The following is a 15356-nucleotide window of genomic DNA, read 5'->3' on the forward strand; positions in this document are numbered from 1 at the left end:
GATCGAAATGAACGAAGACCCGGCTGTTCCGACTGCGCCGCCACGTATCCGGCGCGGACAACGTATCGCGCTCGCGCTGCTGCTCGCGAGCGGGATCGTCAACTATCTCGATCGCGGCACGCTGGCCGTCGCGAGTTCGTCCATCCGCAGCGATCTCGGGCTGTCGCTGTCGCAGATGGGATTGCTGCTGTCGGCATTCTCGTGGAGCTATGCGCTGTGCCAGTTTCCGGTCGGCGGGCTCGTCGATCGCATCGGGCCGCGCCGGCTGCTCGGCATCGGCCTGATCGTCTGGTCGTTCGCGCAGATGGCGGGCGGCCTCGTGTCCACCTTCGGCTGGTTCATCGTCGCGCGGATCGTGCTCGGCATCGGCGAGGCGCCGCAGTTTCCGTCGGCGGCGCGGGTGGTGAGCAACTGGTTTCCGTTACGCGCGCGCGGTACGCCGACCGGCATCTTCAACGCGGCGTCGCCGCTCGGTACCGCGCTCGCGCCGTTGCTGCTGTCGGTGCTCGTCGCCTCGTTCAACTGGCGCTGGGCGTTCTTCGTGACGGGGGCAGCCGGTCTCGTCGTCGCCGTCGTCTGGTTTGCGTCGTATCGCGATCCGGCGCGCGCGCAACTGACCGCCGCGGAACGAGGGTATCTCGATGCCGATGCGCAGACGGCCGTCGGCGCCCCCAAGCTGACCTTCGCCGAGTGGCGCAGCCTTTTTTCGCACGGCACCACCTGGGGCATGCTGATCGGATTCTTCGGTTCGGTGTATCTGAACTGGGTCTACCTGACCTGGCTGCCGGGGTACCTGACGATGGAGCGTCACATGAGCCTCGTGCGCACCGGGTTTGCGGCATCCGTGCCGTTCCTGTGCGGATTCGTCGGTTCGCTCGTGGCCGGCTGGCTGTCGGATCTGGTGACGCGCCGCAGCCGCTCGCCGGTGGTGAGCCGGCGCAATGCGGTGGTCGTCGCGATGCTCGGGATGGTCGCGTTCACGATTCCGGCCGCACTCGTGCAGAGCAACACGGTCGCGCTCGCATGCATTTCGGTCGTGATCTTTCTCGCCAATGCGGCTTCGGCGTGTTCTTGGGCGCTCGCGACGGCGGCCGCACCGCCGAGCCGTGTCGCATCGCTCGGTGCGATCCAGAATTTCGGCGGTTTCATCGGCGGTGCGCTCGCGCCGATCCTGACCGGCGTCATCGCGCAGACGTGGTCGTTCGTGCCGGCGCTGCTGACGGCGGCGGCAATCGCGTTCGCGGGTGCGATGGCTTACCTGCTGCTGGTGCGCAAGCCGATTCCCGAGCAATCCGCGAGTGCGGCGCCCGGACCGCTACCGGCCTGAGGCGCCAGCCGATCCCCGTATTCACTGAAGGAAGGAGAAACAGATGCAACCATATCAGCAGGCGAGCACGACCATCGAAGGGATCGTGCCGGTGATGCTGACGCCGTTCGACGATGCCGGCGCGATCGACTATGCGGGCCTCGAGCGACTTATCGAATGGTATCTGGCGCATGGCTCGGATGCGCTGTTCGCGGTCGCGCAATCGAGCGAGATGCAGTTCCTGAGTCTTGCCGAACGTGCCGAACTCGCGCGCTTCGTGGTCGAGCGGGTGGCCGGGCGTGTGCCTGTCGTGGCGTCCGGCCACGTCAGCGAAGATCTGGACGCGCAGGTCGCGGAGCTGTGTGCCGCGGCGGAATCGGGTGCGCAAGGCGTCGTGCTCGTGACCAACCGCCTCGATCCGCATCGAAAGGGCAGCGCCGCGTTTGTCGATCATCTGAACAAGTTGCTTGCGCGGCTGCCGTCGGATCTGCCGCTCGGCTTGTATGAATGTCCGGCGCCATATCGGCGCTTGCTGTCCGATGACGAACTGCGTGCTTGCATCGACACAGGCCGCTTCGTGATGTTGAAGGACGTGAGCTGCGATCTGGAGACGGTGAAGCGACGCGTTGCACTGGCCGCGGGCTCGCCGATGAAGATCCTGAATGCGAATGCCGCGATCGCATGGGATGCGATGAAGGCGGGCTCCGCCGGTTTCAACGGCGTGTTTACCAACTTCCATCCCGACCTGTATCGATGGCTGCGCACCCGGGGCGACTCGGATCCGGCGCTCGCCGACGAATTGTCGACCTTCCTGGTGCTTTCGGCGGTGTCGGAAGCGCTCGGCTACCCGGCGCTCGCGAAGATCTATCATCAACGGATCGGCACGTTCGCGTCGATTCGCTGTCGCTCGATCGACTACGACGTGCGGGAGCGGTTCTGGGCGCTCGATGCGGTGCTCGACAAGATCGTGTCCGGTACCGAGCATTTCCGCCGGCGCATCGCGACGCGGTAGCGCGGCCGGGGCAGGGCGGAGCGAAGGCATCGCGCGCCCGGTCTCGGGCGCGGCAGCGTCGAATGCAGACCGGACAAAAAAACGCCGCGCAAGGCGGCGTCTTTCAGCAGGTTACATGTTCGGGTAATTCGGCCCGCCGCCGCCTTCGGGCGTGACCCACACGATGTTCTGCGTCGGGTCCTTGATGTCGCAGGTCTTGCAGTGCACGCAGTTCTGCGCGTTGATCACGAGGCGCTCGCTGCCGTCGTCGTTCTTCACGAACTCGTACACCGCCGCCGGGCAGAACCGCGCCTCCGGCCCCGCATACGTGCGCAGGTTCACGTTCACCGGCACGCTCGCGTCCTTCAGCGTCAGGTGCGCCGGCTGGTTCTCCTCGTGGTTCGTGTTCGAGATGAACACCGACGACAGCCGGTCGAACGTCAGCTTGCCGTCCGGCTTCGGATACTCGATCGGCTCGCACTGCGATGCCGGCTTCAGCATCTCGTGATCCGCGTGCTTGTGATGCAGCGTCCACGGCACGTTGCCGCCCATCACCTTCTGCTCGAGCCCGACCATCAGCGTGCCCAGGTACAGGCCCTTGGCCATCCACTGCTTGAAGTTGCGCGCACGGTACAGCTCCGTGTGCAGCCACGACTGCTTGAACGCATCCGGGTACGCGTTGAGCTCGTCCGACTGACGGCCGGCCTGCAGCGCGTCGAACGCCGCGTCCGCCGCCAGCATGCCCGTCTTGATCGCCGCGTGGCTGCCCTTGATGCGCGACGCGTTCAGGAAGCCCGCGTCGTCGCCGATCAGCGCGCCGCCCGGGAACACCGTCTTCGGCAGCGACAACAGGCCACCGGCCGTGATCGCGCGCGCGCCGTACGACACGCGCTTGCCGCCTTCGAGGAACGCGCGGATCGACGGGTGCGTCTTGTAGCGCTGGAATTCCTCGAACGGCGACAGGTACGGGTTCGTGTAGCCCAGGCCCACCACGAAGCCGACCACGACCTGGTTATTGTCCATGTGGTACAGGAACGAGCCGCCGTAGGTGTCGGACTTCAGCGGCCAGCCGGCCGTGTGGATCACCAGGCCCGGCTTGTGCTTGGCCGGATCGATTTCCCACAGCTCCTTGATGCCGATCCCGTACGCCTGCGGATCGGCGTTCGCGTCGAGCTTGAACTTCGAGATCAACTGGCGGCCCAGATGGCCGCGGCAGCCCTCGGCGAACAACGTGTACTTCGCGTGCAGCTCCATGCCGAGCTGGAAGTTCTCGGTCGGCTCGCCGTCCTTGCCCACGCCCATGTTGCCGGTGGCGACGCCCTTCACCGAGCCGTCGTCGTTGTAGAGAATTTCTGCGGCCGGAAAGCCCGGGAAGATCTCCACGCCCAGTGCCTCGGCCTGCTGGCCCAGCCAGCGCGTGACGTTGCCCAGCGAGATCACATAGTTGCCGTGGTTCTTGAAGTTGTCCGGCAGCGCCCAGTTCGGCGTCGTGACGGCGCTTTTCTCGGACAGGAACAGGAAGCGGTCTTCCGTGACCTCAACGTTCAGCGGCGCGCCGCGTTCCTTCCAGTCGGGAAACAGCTCGGTGATCGCGCGCGGGTCCATCACCGCGCCCGACAGGATGTGCGCGCCGATCTCGGAACCCTTCTCGAGCACGCACACGCCGATCTCGGTGCCTTTCTCGGCGGCCAGCTGCTTGAGCCGGATCGCGGCCGACAGCCCGGCCGGGCCGCCGCCCACGATCACGACGTCGTATTCCATCGATTCGCGCGGGCCGTATTGCTCGATGAGGCTTGCGGGGGTCATTGGCGTTCCTCTAACCGTTAGAATGCTTTTATTCGGGAGCGTATTGTCTGCGAAACGAAACGCTTGCCGCAACAGCATGCGTGAAGATTAGCACGATCGTTCTATTTTTTTGTGCTAGGGTTATGCTGCCTGGGACTTGGCGCCCGCGGCGGCGAAACGACATCGAAAGGGGATGTGCAATGGGTCGATCGATCAATCTGGAAGGCAAGGTCGCGCTGGTCACGGGCGCATCGAGCGGCCTCGGGCAACGTTTCGCACAGGTGCTCTCGCAGGCCGGCGCGAAGGTCGTGCTCGCAAGCCGCCGCGTCGAGCGACTGAAGGAGTTGCGCGCGGAAATCGAGGCCGAGGGCGGTGCCGCGCACGTCGTGTCGCTCGACGTCACCGACGTGCAGAGCATCAAGGCGGCCATCGCGCACGCGGAAACGGAAGCCGGCACGATCGACATCCTCGTGAACAATTCGGGCGTCTCGACGATGCAGAAGCTCGTCGACGTGACGCCGGCCGATTTCGAGTTCGTGTTCGACACCAACACGCGCGGCGCGTTTTTCGTCGCGCAGGAAGTCGCGAAGCGGATGATCATGCGCGCAAACGGCAACGGCAAGCCGCCTTACCGGATCATCAACATCGCGTCGGTGGCCGGGCTGCGCGTGTTTCCGCAGATCGGGCTGTATGCGATGAGCAAGTCGGCGGTCGTGCAGATGACGCGTGCGATGGCGCTCGAATGGGGCCGCCACGGAATCAACGTCAACGCGATCTGTCCGGGTTATATCGATACCGAAATCAATCACTACCTGTGGGAAACCGAGCAGGGCCAGAAGCTGCAGTCGATGCTGCCGCGCCGGCGCGTCGGCAAGCCTCAGGATCTCGACGGGCTGTTGTTGCTGCTCGCGGCCGACGAGTCGCAGTTCATCAACGGCTCGATCATCTCCGCCGACGACGGCTTCGGCCTCGCGTGAGCGGATGACATCCAGCAACGAAGAACACTGCAATGAGCGAATATTCCCCTGTATTTGAAATGTCGATGCCGATCCGCTGGGGCGACATGGACGCATTCGGCCACGTGAACAACACGGTCTATTTCCGCTACATGGAGCAGGCCCGGATCTCGTGGTTCGAGCAACTCGGCATCGCGGGCGGCAACGGCGAGGGGCAGGGGCCCGTGATCGTCACGGCGTCGATGGAGTTCCTGAAGCAATTGCACTATCCGGGCGACGTGATCGCGAGGATGTCGGTCGCGAAGCCGGGCCGCAGCAGCTTCGACACGGGTTTCGAGCTGACGCGCGCGGACGATCCGGAGCACGTCTATGCGCGCGGCAACGCACGCTGCGTGTGGGTCGACTACGCGCTCGGCAAGTCGGTGCCGCTGCCGCAACTGCTGCGCGACACCATCGAGCGCGCGCTCGCGGCGAAGGTCGGTTGAGCGCGGCGGCACCGCGGCCGGTGCCCGGGCGCCGCCATGCCGCCATTTCCCGTCGATTTCCCGAATCGGCCGCCTCGCGCGGCCGATTGCCGTTCCCCGGCGCGTTTTACTGGCCGAGCAGGCGCTGCAGCAGTTCCGGCGTATTGTTCGTGCCGTACTTGCGCATCAGTCGCGCCCGATAGATGTCGACCGTGCGCGAACTGATGTCGAGCACGCGCCCGATCTGCTTGCTGGTCTTGCCCGTCGCGAGCTGCGCGGCGATCTCGCGCTCGCGCGGCGTCAGTTCGACGGCGACCCGGCGCGTCGCGCTCAGGTCCTCGAAGGTCCAGACGCCGGCCGCGAGCGGGGCGGTGCGGTCGAGTGCGCGGCCCGTCACATGGCACCAGAACAGTTCGCCGTCGGCGCGTTTCATGATTCTGTCATCGGCGTAGGTGCCGTTCGCGATCATCACGCGCGAGATGCGCTCGCCGATGCGCTGGAATTCATCCGGCGACGGATAGAGCACTTCGTACGACTTCCCGATCAGATCGGCGCGCGCACAGCGGAAGATCGACGCCAGCGCGTCGTTGCAGTCCTCGATCACGCGGTCGCGCGACATCACGAGGCCGAGCGGCGCGAGGTGAAAGGCAGTCTGGTAATCGAGAGCGGGCATGGCGCAGGCAAGCGTAGGCAAACGCTTATGTATTTTTGCGTATTGTGCCGCATCCGCGCCGCATCGTACCCTTTCAGGCATCTCGCGGCGGCTTGTCGCGATATAAAAACAGCGCGCTTCGACGCAGGTATCGCCGTGCATGCATAGAATGATGCGGTGGGCTTGCGGCCCAGTGAGCGCGTGAACCGGTTTTGCTGGTTTCCATAGAGGAAGGGACATACAGATGAACAAAGTCTATCCAAGCGCGGCTGCCGCGCTGGAAGGGATCGTCCGCGACGGACAAACCTTCGCGGTGGGCGGCTTCGGCCTGTGCGGGATTCCCGAGGCGCTGATCGCGGCGCTGCGCGATTCCGGCGTCAAGGGCATCACCTGCATCAGCAACAACGCGGGTGTCGACGGCTTCGGTCTCGGCCTGCTGCTGGAAACTCGCCAGATCAGGAAGATGATCTCGTCGTACGTCGGCGAGAACAAGGAGTTCGAGCGCCAGTACCTGGCAGGCGAACTCGAGCTCGAATTCACGCCGCAAGGCACGCTCGCCGAGAAGCTGCGCGCGGGCGGCGCCGGCATCCCCGCATTTTTCACGAACACCGGCTACGGCACCGTGATCGCGGAAGGCAAGGAAACGCGCCAGTTCGGCGATCGCCACTACGTGCTCGAGCCGTCGCTGACGGCCGACGTCGCACTCGTGAAGGCGTGGAAGGCCGACAAATCCGGCAACCTGATCTATCGCCGTACCGCGCGCAACTTCAATCCGATGTGCGCGATGGCGGGCAAGATCACCGTGGCGGAAGTCGAGGAGATCGTCGAGAACGGCGCGCTCGATCCGGACCAGATCCATACGCCGGGGATCTTCGTGCAGCGCATCGTGCTGAACGCGACGCCCGAGAAACGCATCGAACAACGCGTCGTACGCGCGAAAGGAGACTGACATGGCCTGGAATCGTGACCAGATGGCCGCGCGCGCGGCGAAGGAACTGCAGGACGGCTTCTACGTGAACCTCGGCATCGGGCTGCCGACGCTCGTCGCAAACCATGTCCCGGCGGGCGTCGAGGTGTGGCTGCAGTCGGAAAACGGCCTGCTCGGCATTGGCCCGTCGCCGACCGAGGACGAAGTCGATGCCGACCTGATCAACGCCGGCAAGCAGACCGTCACGACGCTGCCGGGGTCGTCGATCTTCTCGTCGGCCGATTCGTTCGCGATGATCCGCGGCGGCCACATCAACCTCGCGATCCTCGGTGCGATGCAGGTCAGCAAGACGGGCGACCTCGCGAACTGGATGATCCCGGGCAAGATGATCAAGGGCATGGGCGGCGCGATGGATCTCGTCGCGGGCGTGAAGCGCGTCGTCGTGCTGATGGAGCACGTCGCGAAGGGCGACCAGCACAAGATCCTCGAAGAGTGCAATCTGCCGCTGACGGGCGTCGGCGTGGTCGACCTGATCATCACCGATCTCGGCGTGATCGAAGTGACGCCGAATGGCCTGAAGGTGCTCGAGCTTGCCGATGGCGTGAGCGCGGAAGAGATCCAGGCGAAGACGGGCGCGCCGCTCGACGTGAGCGCGGTCGCGTAACCGCCGGCCTTCCGGCACAACGCGCGACGCCCCGCGTTCCACCATGGAACGCGGGGCGTTTTGTCGTGGCCGCTTGCGCTACGCGATTGCGCCGCCGCCGTCGATCAGCACCGTCGAGCCGGTCGCATAAGGCGTTGTCGTCAGATACAGGATCGCATTGGCGACGTCTTCCGGCTGGCCCACGCGGCGTGCCGGGAGGCGCTGCGCCGCACCCGCGTACATCGCGTCGCGCGCATCGGGTGCGAGCTTGTCCCACAACGGTGTCGCGATCAGGCCGGGCGACACGACATTCACGCGCACGGGCGCCAGCTCGAGCGCAAGGCCGCGGGCGAGCGCCTCGAGCGCTGCGTTGATTGCGCCTTGCAATACCGATGATGCGTTCGGCCGCACGCTGAGGTAGCCCGACACGAACGTGAGCGAACCGCCGGGCACGATATCGATCGAGCGTGCGATGCGATATGCGCCCCAGAACTTGCTGTCCATTGCGGCTTGCGCGTCGGCAAGCGGCAGCGCCCGGACCGGACCCGTCGCCGTCTTCGCGGCCGAAATCGCGACATGGTCGAATTGGCCGGCGCGCGCACAGAATGCATCGACGGCCGCCGTATCGGTGATGTCGAGCGCTTCGGTGCGGACTTGCGCGCCCGGCGCGGCATCTGCATTGGCCTTGGCCGGGTCGCGCGATGCGATCGTCACGATGGCGCCGCGTTGTGCGAATGCTTTCGCGGCGGCGGCACCAATGCCGGAGCTGCCGCCGACGACGAGTACTTTCTTTCCGTGGAGTGAATCGTTCATGGTGGTCCTTCCGAGGTGAGGGAGCGCAATCCGGTCAGATCGTTTCGGCTTCGCGCAACGTCGACGGGCTTTGCAGGGCGAAGCGTGCAATCTCGTCCTTGCGCATGAAGACAACGCCCGGATGCGATCGAGCGTAGTGCAGGAACGCCTCCCACGCGCGCACCATCTGCGGCGTGCCGCTGATCCGGTCGTGCGCGCTGATCGACATCAATCGCCGCCGCTGCCCGGCTTCCGCGTACAACTGATCGAAATCGAGCTTGATCTGCTCGACGAACATCGTGGGCGAATAGTTGCGGCCTTCGATCAGCAGGATGTCGTTGTTGCGCAAAGTGTACGGAACGACGGCGAAGTCGCGGCCGTCGACGGTTTCGATGAACGGCTCGTCGCGGCTGACATCGTCGATGTGATACACGTAGCCGAGTTCCTGCAGCAACGGCAGCGTGTGCGGTCCGCGCCGCAGCCAGTTGCAGTTGTAGCCGATCGGGCGTTGCCCCGTCGCTGCTTCGACCATGTCGCGGGCTTCGGTGAGGAAGCGGCGCTCGTCGTCGCGGCTCATCGCGAATTGCGACCGCCAGGTCGGGCCGTGCGCGGCCGCTTCGTGGCCGCGCGACACGATCTCGCGTGCGAGTTCCGGATGCCGGCGTGCCGCCTCGCCAATCATGTGCGACGTGACTTTCACGCCATGCCGATCCCACAGATCGAGAAGACGCGGGATCCCTTCCCGGTAGCCATAGGCGAACCACGTGGCCGAGGCCAGGTCGACCGGCACCGACGACGGAAATTCGACCGACGGGAACGGACTGTCCGCGCCCTTGGGCGGTTGTCCGCCGGCCTCGAACTGCATCGAGATCGAGATGACGAGGCGGGTGTCGCCCGGCCAGTGTCCTCCGGCACCCGTCGACGCGATGCCCGGTACCGGGGCGGCCATTGCCGGCCCGGCGGCGCCCGCGGTCATCGCGATGCCGGCTGCCAATCCCGCGCCCGCTTGTGCAAGAAACGTGCGGCGGGCCGGCGGCGTTGCTGAACCGTGATTGCGGTGAGTCATCGCGTCCTCCGTCAGCTGACGAGCCCGAGCTGACGCATCAGCGTCAGGTTGTCCTCGATATGCCAGTTTTCCGCTATCCGGCCGTGGTCGATCCGGTAGATGTCGGTCGCGATGAAGTCGACCGCCTGTCCGCTTCCGGTCGTTCCGTTGAACGTGCCGGTGAAATGTCCGCGAAAGTGCAGGTGCACGACGACACGGTCGCCCGCGACGATCATCTGCTCGATGTCGCAATGCAGGTCGGGGATGGCCGCACGCATCGTTCTGGACGCCGCAAGCGGTCCCGCTACACCTTGCTCACGGCCGGCCGGCAACGTCCGGTCGAGGAAATCGGCCGCGAGCGCGGTCCGAGCGAGGGTCGCATCGCCGGTATCCCAGAACGTGCCGTAGCGACGCGCAGCGAGGATTTGCGCACGTGCCTGCGTGGCCGGCACGTCGGCCGCGACGGTCAGCTTGTGCGGATCGAGAAGGTCGGCGGCGCGGGACGCACCAGGCGACAGCGTAGCGACACAGGCCGCCGCGGCGATGACGCGGGCGATCGGGCGCGCGACAAAAGCAAAGGGGATCGACATTGTTTCGGTTGTCCTGTGGAGGGCGTCGTGGGTGACGCGGTACAGGTATGGTAGGTTTCCGTTTCGCGCGCAAATACGGGGAAAAGGCGAATGGATTATTCGAAAAAAGGAAAGATTGACGCGGGAGAGGTGCCGCGATGCTGATCGACGATCTCCCGGCGCTCGAGACCTTCGCGAGAATCGTGTCGGCCGGCAGCCTGTCCGCGGCGGCGCGCGAACTCGATTTGTCGCTGTCCGTCGTGAGCAAGCGGCTCGCGCATCTCGAGTCGCGCCTCGGCGTGCGCCTGCTGCATCGGACGACACGGCAGCAGACGCTGACCGACGACGGTGCGCAGTTCCATGCGCAAGTGCTGCGCATCCTGGCCGAGATCGATCGCGCGGAAACGCTGATGAGCGATCGTCGCGGCACGGTCGGCGGCGTGCTGCGCGTGACGGCGCCCGGCGAGCTCGGTCGACTGCGGATCGCGCCGCTCGTCGCGGCGTTTCAACGGCGCCATCCGGAATTGACCGTGCACCTGATGCTGACCGACACGATCGTCGATCTGCTTGCGCACGACATCGACGTCGCCGTGCGGATCGGCAGCCTTGCCGATTCGACGATGATCGCGCGCGAACTGGCGCCGAATCATCGCGTGCTTTGCGCGTCGTCGGGCTATCTCGCCGTGCACGGGCAGCCGACTCATCCGGCCGAGCTTCGTGCGCATCGATGCATCGTGATGGGCGACCAGCCGCGTACGGAGTGGCGGTTCGACGGCGCGCAGGGTGCAGTGACGGTCGAAGTGACGGCCGCGCTGCTGACGAACGACGGTGGTGCGGCGCGGACGTTGGCATTGGAGGGCGCCGGCATTGCGCTGAAGTCGATCTGGGACGTCGGCGCCGATCTGCAGGCCGGCCGGCTGGTCCGGGTCTTGCCGACATTCGCGGCGCCTGCGGCACCGCTCCATGCCGTGTATCCCGGCGGCCGCCATGTACCGCTGCGCGTGAGGACATTCGTCGATTACCTGCGCGACCAGCTGCGCGACACGTGGCGCGGCAGTGCATGAACCGTTGCGAACGACGCGCCGGGTGACCGCGGCCACGTGAAGTCTCGTCGTTGCGAAGCGGTTTACAATCGATTGCATCAGGCGGCGCGAGCGTTGTCCGCCGCACCGCCCATGTTCGACAGGATGCCAACGATGCCGACCACCTCAGCGAATCCTCCGGTTCCCCGTCAGCGAAGCGTGCAGTGTGCGAGCGCCGCCGGCCTTCACCACGTCGCCTATACCGAATGGGGCGACCCCGCCAATCCGCGTGTGCTGGTCTGCGTGCACGGGCTGACCCGTTCGGGGCGCGACTTCGACCGGCTTGCCGCCGCGTTGTCTGACACGTATCGCGTCGTCTGCCCCGACGTCGTCGGGCGCGGGCGATCCGAGTGGCTCGCCGATGCCCGGCTTTATGCGATTCCGCAATATGTGGCCGACATGGTGACGCTGATCGCGCGGCTCGACGTCGAGTCGGTCGACTGGTTCGGCACGTCGATGGGCGGGTTGATCGGCATGGCGTTCGCGGGGTTGCCCGGTTCGCCGCTGCGCCGGATGATCGTCAACGACGTCGGCCCGCGCATCGAGCCCGATTCGCTGACGCGTATCGGCGAATACCTCGGCGTGCAGCCGCGGTTCGAGACCGAACAGGAGGGCATCGACTATCTGACGTCGCTGTCGCTGCCGTTTGGCGCGTTGACCGACGACGAGTGGCGCGAGATCAATGGGCCGCTGCTGCGCGAGCTGCCCGACGGCGGCTGGACGATGCGCTACGATCCGCGCATCGCGGAGCCGTTCAAGGCGACGACGCCCGAGCTCGCCGCGCTCGGCGAAGCCGCGCTGTGGCGCGCGATCGAGACCACCGATGCGTCGTTGCTGGTGGTGCGCGGCGAGCGTTCCGACCTGCTGTCGCGCGACACGGTGGCGGAGATGGTGCGTCGCGGCCGCCACGTGACGCAGGCCGAGATCCAGGGCGCGGGCCACGCGCCGGCGTTCACCAGCGCCGACCAGATTGCGCTCGCCCGCCGGTTTTTCGTCGAGGGAAGCGCATAAACGCGTCATAATATGCGGTTCGGCGGCACGCGGGCCGCGTCGTTGCCGATTCTTCACCCACTCACACGACCGGAACATTCCATGGCAGTCATTCGTCACCACGTCGGTGCCCGTCTCTCCGAAACCGCGATCCACAACGGTACCGTGTATCTGGCTGGCCAGATCGCCGAAGACACCACGCAGGACATCCGCGGCCAGACCCGCGAAGTGCTCGGCCACATCGACCGCCTGCTCGCCGAAGCGAACAGCGACAAGGCGCATCTGCTGTCGGTGCAGATCTACATTTCGGATCTCGCGAACTTCGACGGCATGAACGCGGAGTGGGACGCATGGGTCGCACAGGGCAACACGCCGCCGCGCGCGACCGTCGAGGCGAAGCTCGCGGATCCGGCGCTGCTCGTCGAGATCGTCGTCGTCGCCGCGCAACGGAGCTGAGCGAAGCATTCCGATGACCGCGATACGCCAGGCCGTGCGATGACCGAGTCCGTTTCCGCTTCTTCCGTCGCAGCACCGTCGTTCGACGACGTGCTCGCGTTCGTGCGCGAGCGTGCCGGTGACGCGCGCCTGGCGTCGGGCGAGCTGCTCGCCGATCACTCGGCGGGTACGGCGTCGATCATGCGCACGCTGAACGTCGACCCGCACGCGATGCAGGCGGCCGCGCTGTTCGTGCTCACGCCGCACCTGAACGATCCGGAGCGCGAGCTGACCGAACGTTTCGGCGACGAGGTCGCGCGGCTCGTGTCCGACGTGCGCAAGCTGCTGCGGCTCGGCACCGTCAGCCTGCGCGCGGCGCAGAACGCAATGCCCGAGGCCGGGCGCGACGCCGCGCAAGAGCGGCGCACGCAGATCGAGGCGCTGCGCAAGATGCTGCTCGCGTTCGCGCAGGACATCCGCGTCGTGCTGATCCGGCTGGCGTCGCGGTTGCAGTCGCTGCGCTACTACGCGGCGGCGAAGCTCGACCCGCCGCCCGACGTCGCGCGCGAGACGCTGGAGATCTATGCGCCGCTCGCGAACCGCCTCGGCATCTGGCAACTGAAGTGGGAGCTCGAGGATCTCGCGTTCCGCTTCGAGGATCCGGTCACCTACAAGCGCATCGCGAAGCTGCTCGACGAAAAGCGCATCGAACGCGAGGCGTACGTCGCGCAGGCGATCGAGCGGCTGCAGCGCGAGCTGGCGGAAGCGCAGATCCCGGCCGACGTGAGCGGGCGACCGAAGCACATCTACAGCATCTGGCGAAAGATGCGCGGCAAGGAGCTCGATTTCTCCGAGCTGTACGACGTGCGCGCGTTCCGCGTGATCGTGCCGGACATCAAGGATTGCTACGCGGTGCTCGGCATCGTGCATCACCTGTGGCAACCGGTGCCGAAGGAATTCGACGATTACATCTCGCGTCCGAAGCCGAACGGCTACAAGTCGCTGCATACGGTCGTGATCGGCGACGACGGCCGCGCGTTCGAAGTGCAGATCCGCACGCAGGAAATGCACCGCTTCGCGGAGTACGGCGTCGCCGCGCACTGGCGCTACAAGGAAGCGGGCACGCGCGGCTACGGCGGCCAGTTCTCGGCGAGCGACAAGTACGACGAGAAGATCGCATGGCTGCGCCAGCTGCTCGCATGGAAGGACGACGTCGAGGACGGCACGGAAATATCCGGTGACCAGGCATGGGCCCAATTGCGCGAGACGTCGCTCGACGACGATCACATCTACGTGCTGACGCCGCAGGCGCGCGTGATCGCGTTGCCGCAGGGCGCGACGCCGGTCGATTTCGCCTACCACCTGCACAGCGAGCTCGGCCATCGCTGCCGCGGCGCGCGTGTCGACGGCGTGATGGTGCCGCTGAACACGGCGCTCGCGAACGGCCAGACGGTCGAGATCGTCGCGGTGAAGGAGGGCGGGCCCTCACGCGACTGGCTGAACCTGCAACTCGGTTACCTGAAGAGTCCGCGCGCGCGGCAGAAGGTGCGCGCGTGGTTCAATTCGATCGAGCAGGAAGAGAACATCGCGCACGGTCGCGCGCTCGTCGAAAAGACGCTGCAGCGCGAAGGCAAGACGTCGGTCAACCTCGACAACCTCGCCGCCAAGCTCGGCTTCAAGTCGCCCGAGGAGCTGTTCTCGGTCGTCGGCAAGGAAGAATTCAGCCTGCGCAACGTCGAACATGCGTTGGCCGATGCGCCGCCGCCCGAGCATGCGCCCGAGGCGCCTGCCGATTTCGAGAAGCGCAGCAGCGGGGCGAGTGTCGCGCATGGCGCGTCGGCCGGCGTGCTGGTGGTCGGGGTCGATGCGCTGCTGACTCAGCTTGCGCGCTGCTGCCGCCCGGCGCCGCCCGATCCGATCAGCGGTTTCGTGACGCGCGGCAAGGGCATGTCGATTCACCGCAGCGACTGCCCGACGTTCCGGCGAATGGCCGAACGGGCCCCCGAGCGCGTGCTGCAGACGACCTGGTCGGCCGACGTGCTGGGCGGCCGTGGCGTGTCGGTCTATCCGGTCGACCTGATGATCGAGGCGAGCGACCGGCAAGGCTTGCTGCGCGACATCTCCGAAGTGTTCGCGCGCGAGAAGATGAACGTGGTGGGCGTGAAGACCCAGAGCCGCCGGAATACGGCGTTCATGCAGTTCACGGTCGAGGTGTCGAATTCCGCACAGGTGCAGCGTGCGTGCACGCTGCTCGGCGAAGTGCCGGGCGTGGTGCGGGCGGCTCGCAAGGCATGACGTCGGCGAAAACGGGGTTGAAACGCGGTCCTTTTGCTGCGGATGCATAAAACACTTGCCAAGTGAGCGATAGCTCCATATAATCTTAGCTTCTTTAGGCTCGTAGCTCAGCTGGTTAGAGCACCACCTTGACATGGTGGGGGTCGTTGGTTCGAGTCCAATCGAGCCTACCAACGAATTGAGAATGCCCGGTTCCCGGGTGTTCGATGCAGTAAATAACTCAACGCGAACAAGGCGAATACGGTTATGACACCGCGAACGTTGACCGAAACCTTTTCGGAGCGACGCTAGTCGAGGAACGTTTTCGCCCTTTCAGTTTGAGTGAAGTATCGAATGCGGCCCCTCGAAAGCGGGGCCGCATTTTTTTTGTCGCGAAATTTTCGCGCGTGACTTGATATCGCGTGCTTGGTTTGCCGCCCACTG

15 protein-coding genes and 1 tRNA gene are annotated in these 15356 nt (G+C 65.7%); 11 read left to right on the forward strand and 5 right to left on the reverse strand.

Going from position 1 to position 15356, the window contains the following annotated elements; translation table 11 throughout:
- The first annotated feature begins 7 nt into the window (after positions 1–7).
- A complete protein-coding gene (locus tag HW466_RS08240) occupies positions 8–1327 on the forward strand; it encodes an MFS transporter (protein ID WP_151003248.1) in 1320 nt (439 codons plus the stop codon).
- Between the two features lie 43 nt (positions 1328–1370).
- Entirely contained in the window at positions 1371–2318 is a 948-nt protein-coding gene (locus tag HW466_RS08245; protein ID WP_151003246.1) for a dihydrodipicolinate synthase family protein, read from the forward strand.
- A 111-nt stretch (positions 2319–2429) separates the two neighbouring features.
- On the opposite strand, the gene HW466_RS08250 is transcribed toward HW466_RS08245, so the two are convergent.
- Positions 2430–4103, reverse strand: coding sequence for an electron transfer flavoprotein-ubiquinone oxidoreductase (locus tag HW466_RS08250; protein WP_069229531.1), 1674 nt, complete (start codon positions 4101–4103; stop codon positions 2430–2432).
- A gap of 179 nt (positions 4104–4282) precedes the next feature.
- Between HW466_RS08250 and HW466_RS08255 the strand changes: the two genes are divergently transcribed.
- Both HW466_RS08255 and HW466_RS08260 read left to right on the forward strand, forming a co-directional pair.
- The gene (locus HW466_RS08255) at positions 4283–5059 is read left to right on the forward strand and encodes an SDR family oxidoreductase (RefSeq protein WP_059447351.1); all 777 of its coding nucleotides are present in this window, start codon (positions 4283–4285) and stop codon (positions 5057–5059) included.
- A 32-nt stretch (positions 5060–5091) separates the two neighbouring features.
- Positions 5092–5523: an acyl-CoA thioesterase gene (locus tag HW466_RS08260; protein ID WP_059501796.1), complete on the forward strand. Its 432-nt coding sequence runs from the start codon at positions 5092–5094 to the stop codon at positions 5521–5523.
- Positions 5524–5629: 106 nt separating this feature from the next.
- On the opposite strand, the gene HW466_RS08265 is transcribed toward HW466_RS08260, so the two are convergent.
- The gene (locus tag HW466_RS08265; protein WP_059447349.1) at positions 5630–6175 is read right to left on the reverse strand and encodes a LuxR C-terminal-related transcriptional regulator; all 546 of its coding nucleotides are present in this window, start codon (positions 6173–6175) and stop codon (positions 5630–5632) included.
- 223 nt (positions 6176–6398) lie between these two features.
- Between HW466_RS08265 and HW466_RS08270 the strand changes: the two genes are divergently transcribed.
- Positions 6399–7103 (forward strand): CoA transferase subunit A, encoded by a 705-nt coding sequence (locus HW466_RS08270; protein ID WP_059447348.1) that lies wholly within the window; start codon positions 6399–6401, stop codon positions 7101–7103.
- 1 nt (position 7104) lies between these two features.
- Positions 7105–7746, forward strand: coding sequence for a CoA transferase subunit B (locus tag HW466_RS08275; RefSeq protein WP_059447347.1), 642 nt, complete (start codon positions 7105–7107; stop codon positions 7744–7746).
- Positions 7747–7824: 78 nt separating this feature from the next.
- Here HW466_RS08275 and HW466_RS08280 read toward each other — a convergent pair whose 3' ends face one another.
- Genes HW466_RS08280 through HW466_RS08290 form a run of 3 tightly spaced genes read right to left on the reverse strand, consistent with a single transcriptional unit; the run spans position 7825 to position 10152 of the window.
- Entirely contained in the window at positions 7825–8538 is a 714-nt protein-coding gene (locus HW466_RS08280; RefSeq protein ID WP_151003242.1) for an SDR family oxidoreductase, read from the reverse strand.
- A gap of 34 nt (positions 8539–8572) precedes the next feature.
- On the reverse strand, positions 8573–9583 hold the full coding sequence (locus HW466_RS08285) for a polysaccharide deacetylase family protein (protein WP_151003240.1): 1011 nt from the start codon (positions 9581–9583) through the stop codon (positions 8573–8575).
- Between the two features lie 11 nt (positions 9584–9594).
- The gene (locus HW466_RS08290) at positions 9595–10152 is read right to left on the reverse strand and encodes an ester cyclase (RefSeq protein ID WP_151003239.1); all 558 of its coding nucleotides are present in this window, start codon (positions 10150–10152) and stop codon (positions 9595–9597) included.
- Between the two features lie 137 nt (positions 10153–10289).
- Between HW466_RS08290 and HW466_RS08295 the strand changes: the two genes are divergently transcribed.
- The 5 genes from HW466_RS08295 (at position 10290) to HW466_RS08315 (ending at position 15106) form a co-directional block, all read left to right on the forward strand.
- Positions 10290–11195: a LysR family transcriptional regulator gene (locus tag HW466_RS08295; protein ID WP_059868564.1), complete on the forward strand. Its 906-nt coding sequence runs from the start codon at positions 10290–10292 to the stop codon at positions 11193–11195.
- Between the two features lie 132 nt (positions 11196–11327).
- Positions 11328–12224: an alpha/beta fold hydrolase gene (locus HW466_RS08300; RefSeq protein ID WP_151003237.1), complete on the forward strand. Its 897-nt coding sequence runs from the start codon at positions 11328–11330 to the stop codon at positions 12222–12224.
- An 81-nt stretch (positions 12225–12305) separates the two neighbouring features.
- Entirely contained in the window at positions 12306–12659 is a 354-nt protein-coding gene (locus tag HW466_RS08305) for a RidA family protein (protein ID WP_034190161.1), read from the forward strand.
- A 39-nt stretch (positions 12660–12698) separates the two neighbouring features.
- Positions 12699–14933: a RelA/SpoT family protein gene (locus HW466_RS08310; RefSeq protein ID WP_151003235.1), complete on the forward strand. Its 2235-nt coding sequence runs from the start codon at positions 12699–12701 to the stop codon at positions 14931–14933.
- Between the two features lie 96 nt (positions 14934–15029).
- Positions 15030–15106 (forward strand) — tRNA-Val (locus tag HW466_RS08315).
- The last annotated feature ends 250 nt before the right edge of the window (positions 15107–15356 follow it).

The organism is Burkholderia territorii (assembly GCF_902833055.1).
In the GTDB taxonomy this organism is placed as follows: domain Bacteria; phylum Pseudomonadota; class Gammaproteobacteria; order Burkholderiales; family Burkholderiaceae; genus Burkholderia; species Burkholderia territorii.

Bases quoted from the DNA above. Each gene is read 5' to 3' on its own strand.
- HW466_RS08255 (WP_059447351.1), top strand. From the start codon at position 4,283: ATGGGTCGATCGATCAATCTGGAAGGCAAGGTCGCGCTGGTCACGGGC.
- HW466_RS08310 (WP_151003235.1), top strand. From the start codon at position 12,699: ATGACCGAGTCCGTTTCCGCTTCTTCCGTCGCAGCACCGTCGTTCGAC.
- HW466_RS08270 (WP_059447348.1), top strand. From the start codon at position 6,399: ATGAACAAAGTCTATCCAAGCGCGGCTGCCGCGCTGGAAGGGATCGTC.
- HW466_RS08280 (WP_151003242.1), bottom strand. From the start codon at position 8,538: ATGAACGATTCACTCCACGGAAAGAAAGTACTCGTCGTCGGCGGCAGC.
- HW466_RS08245 (WP_151003246.1), top strand. From the start codon at position 1,371: ATGCAACCATATCAGCAGGCGAGCACGACCATCGAAGGGATCGTGCCG.
- HW466_RS08240 (WP_151003248.1), top strand. From the start codon at position 8: ATGAACGAAGACCCGGCTGTTCCGACTGCGCCGCCACGTATCCGGCGC.
- HW466_RS08260 (WP_059501796.1), top strand. From the start codon at position 5,092: ATGAGCGAATATTCCCCTGTATTTGAAATGTCGATGCCGATCCGCTGG.
- HW466_RS08285 (WP_151003240.1), bottom strand. From the start codon at position 9,583: ATGACTCACCGCAATCACGGTTCAGCAACGCCGCCGGCCCGCCGCACG.
- HW466_RS08290 (WP_151003239.1), bottom strand. From the start codon at position 10,152: ATGTCGATCCCCTTTGCTTTTGTCGCGCGCCCGATCGCCCGCGTCATC.
- HW466_RS08305 (WP_034190161.1), top strand. From the start codon at position 12,306: ATGGCAGTCATTCGTCACCACGTCGGTGCCCGTCTCTCCGAAACCGCG.
- HW466_RS08265 (WP_059447349.1), bottom strand. From the start codon at position 6,175: ATGCCCGCTCTCGATTACCAGACTGCCTTTCACCTCGCGCCGCTCGGC.
- HW466_RS08275 (WP_059447347.1), top strand. From the start codon at position 7,105: ATGGCCTGGAATCGTGACCAGATGGCCGCGCGCGCGGCGAAGGAACTG.
- HW466_RS08300 (WP_151003237.1), top strand. From the start codon at position 11,328: ATGCCGACCACCTCAGCGAATCCTCCGGTTCCCCGTCAGCGAAGCGTG.
- HW466_RS08250 (WP_069229531.1), bottom strand. From the start codon at position 4,103: ATGACCCCCGCAAGCCTCATCGAGCAATACGGCCCGCGCGAATCGATG.
- HW466_RS08295 (WP_059868564.1), top strand. From the start codon at position 10,290: ATGCTGATCGACGATCTCCCGGCGCTCGAGACCTTCGCGAGAATCGTG.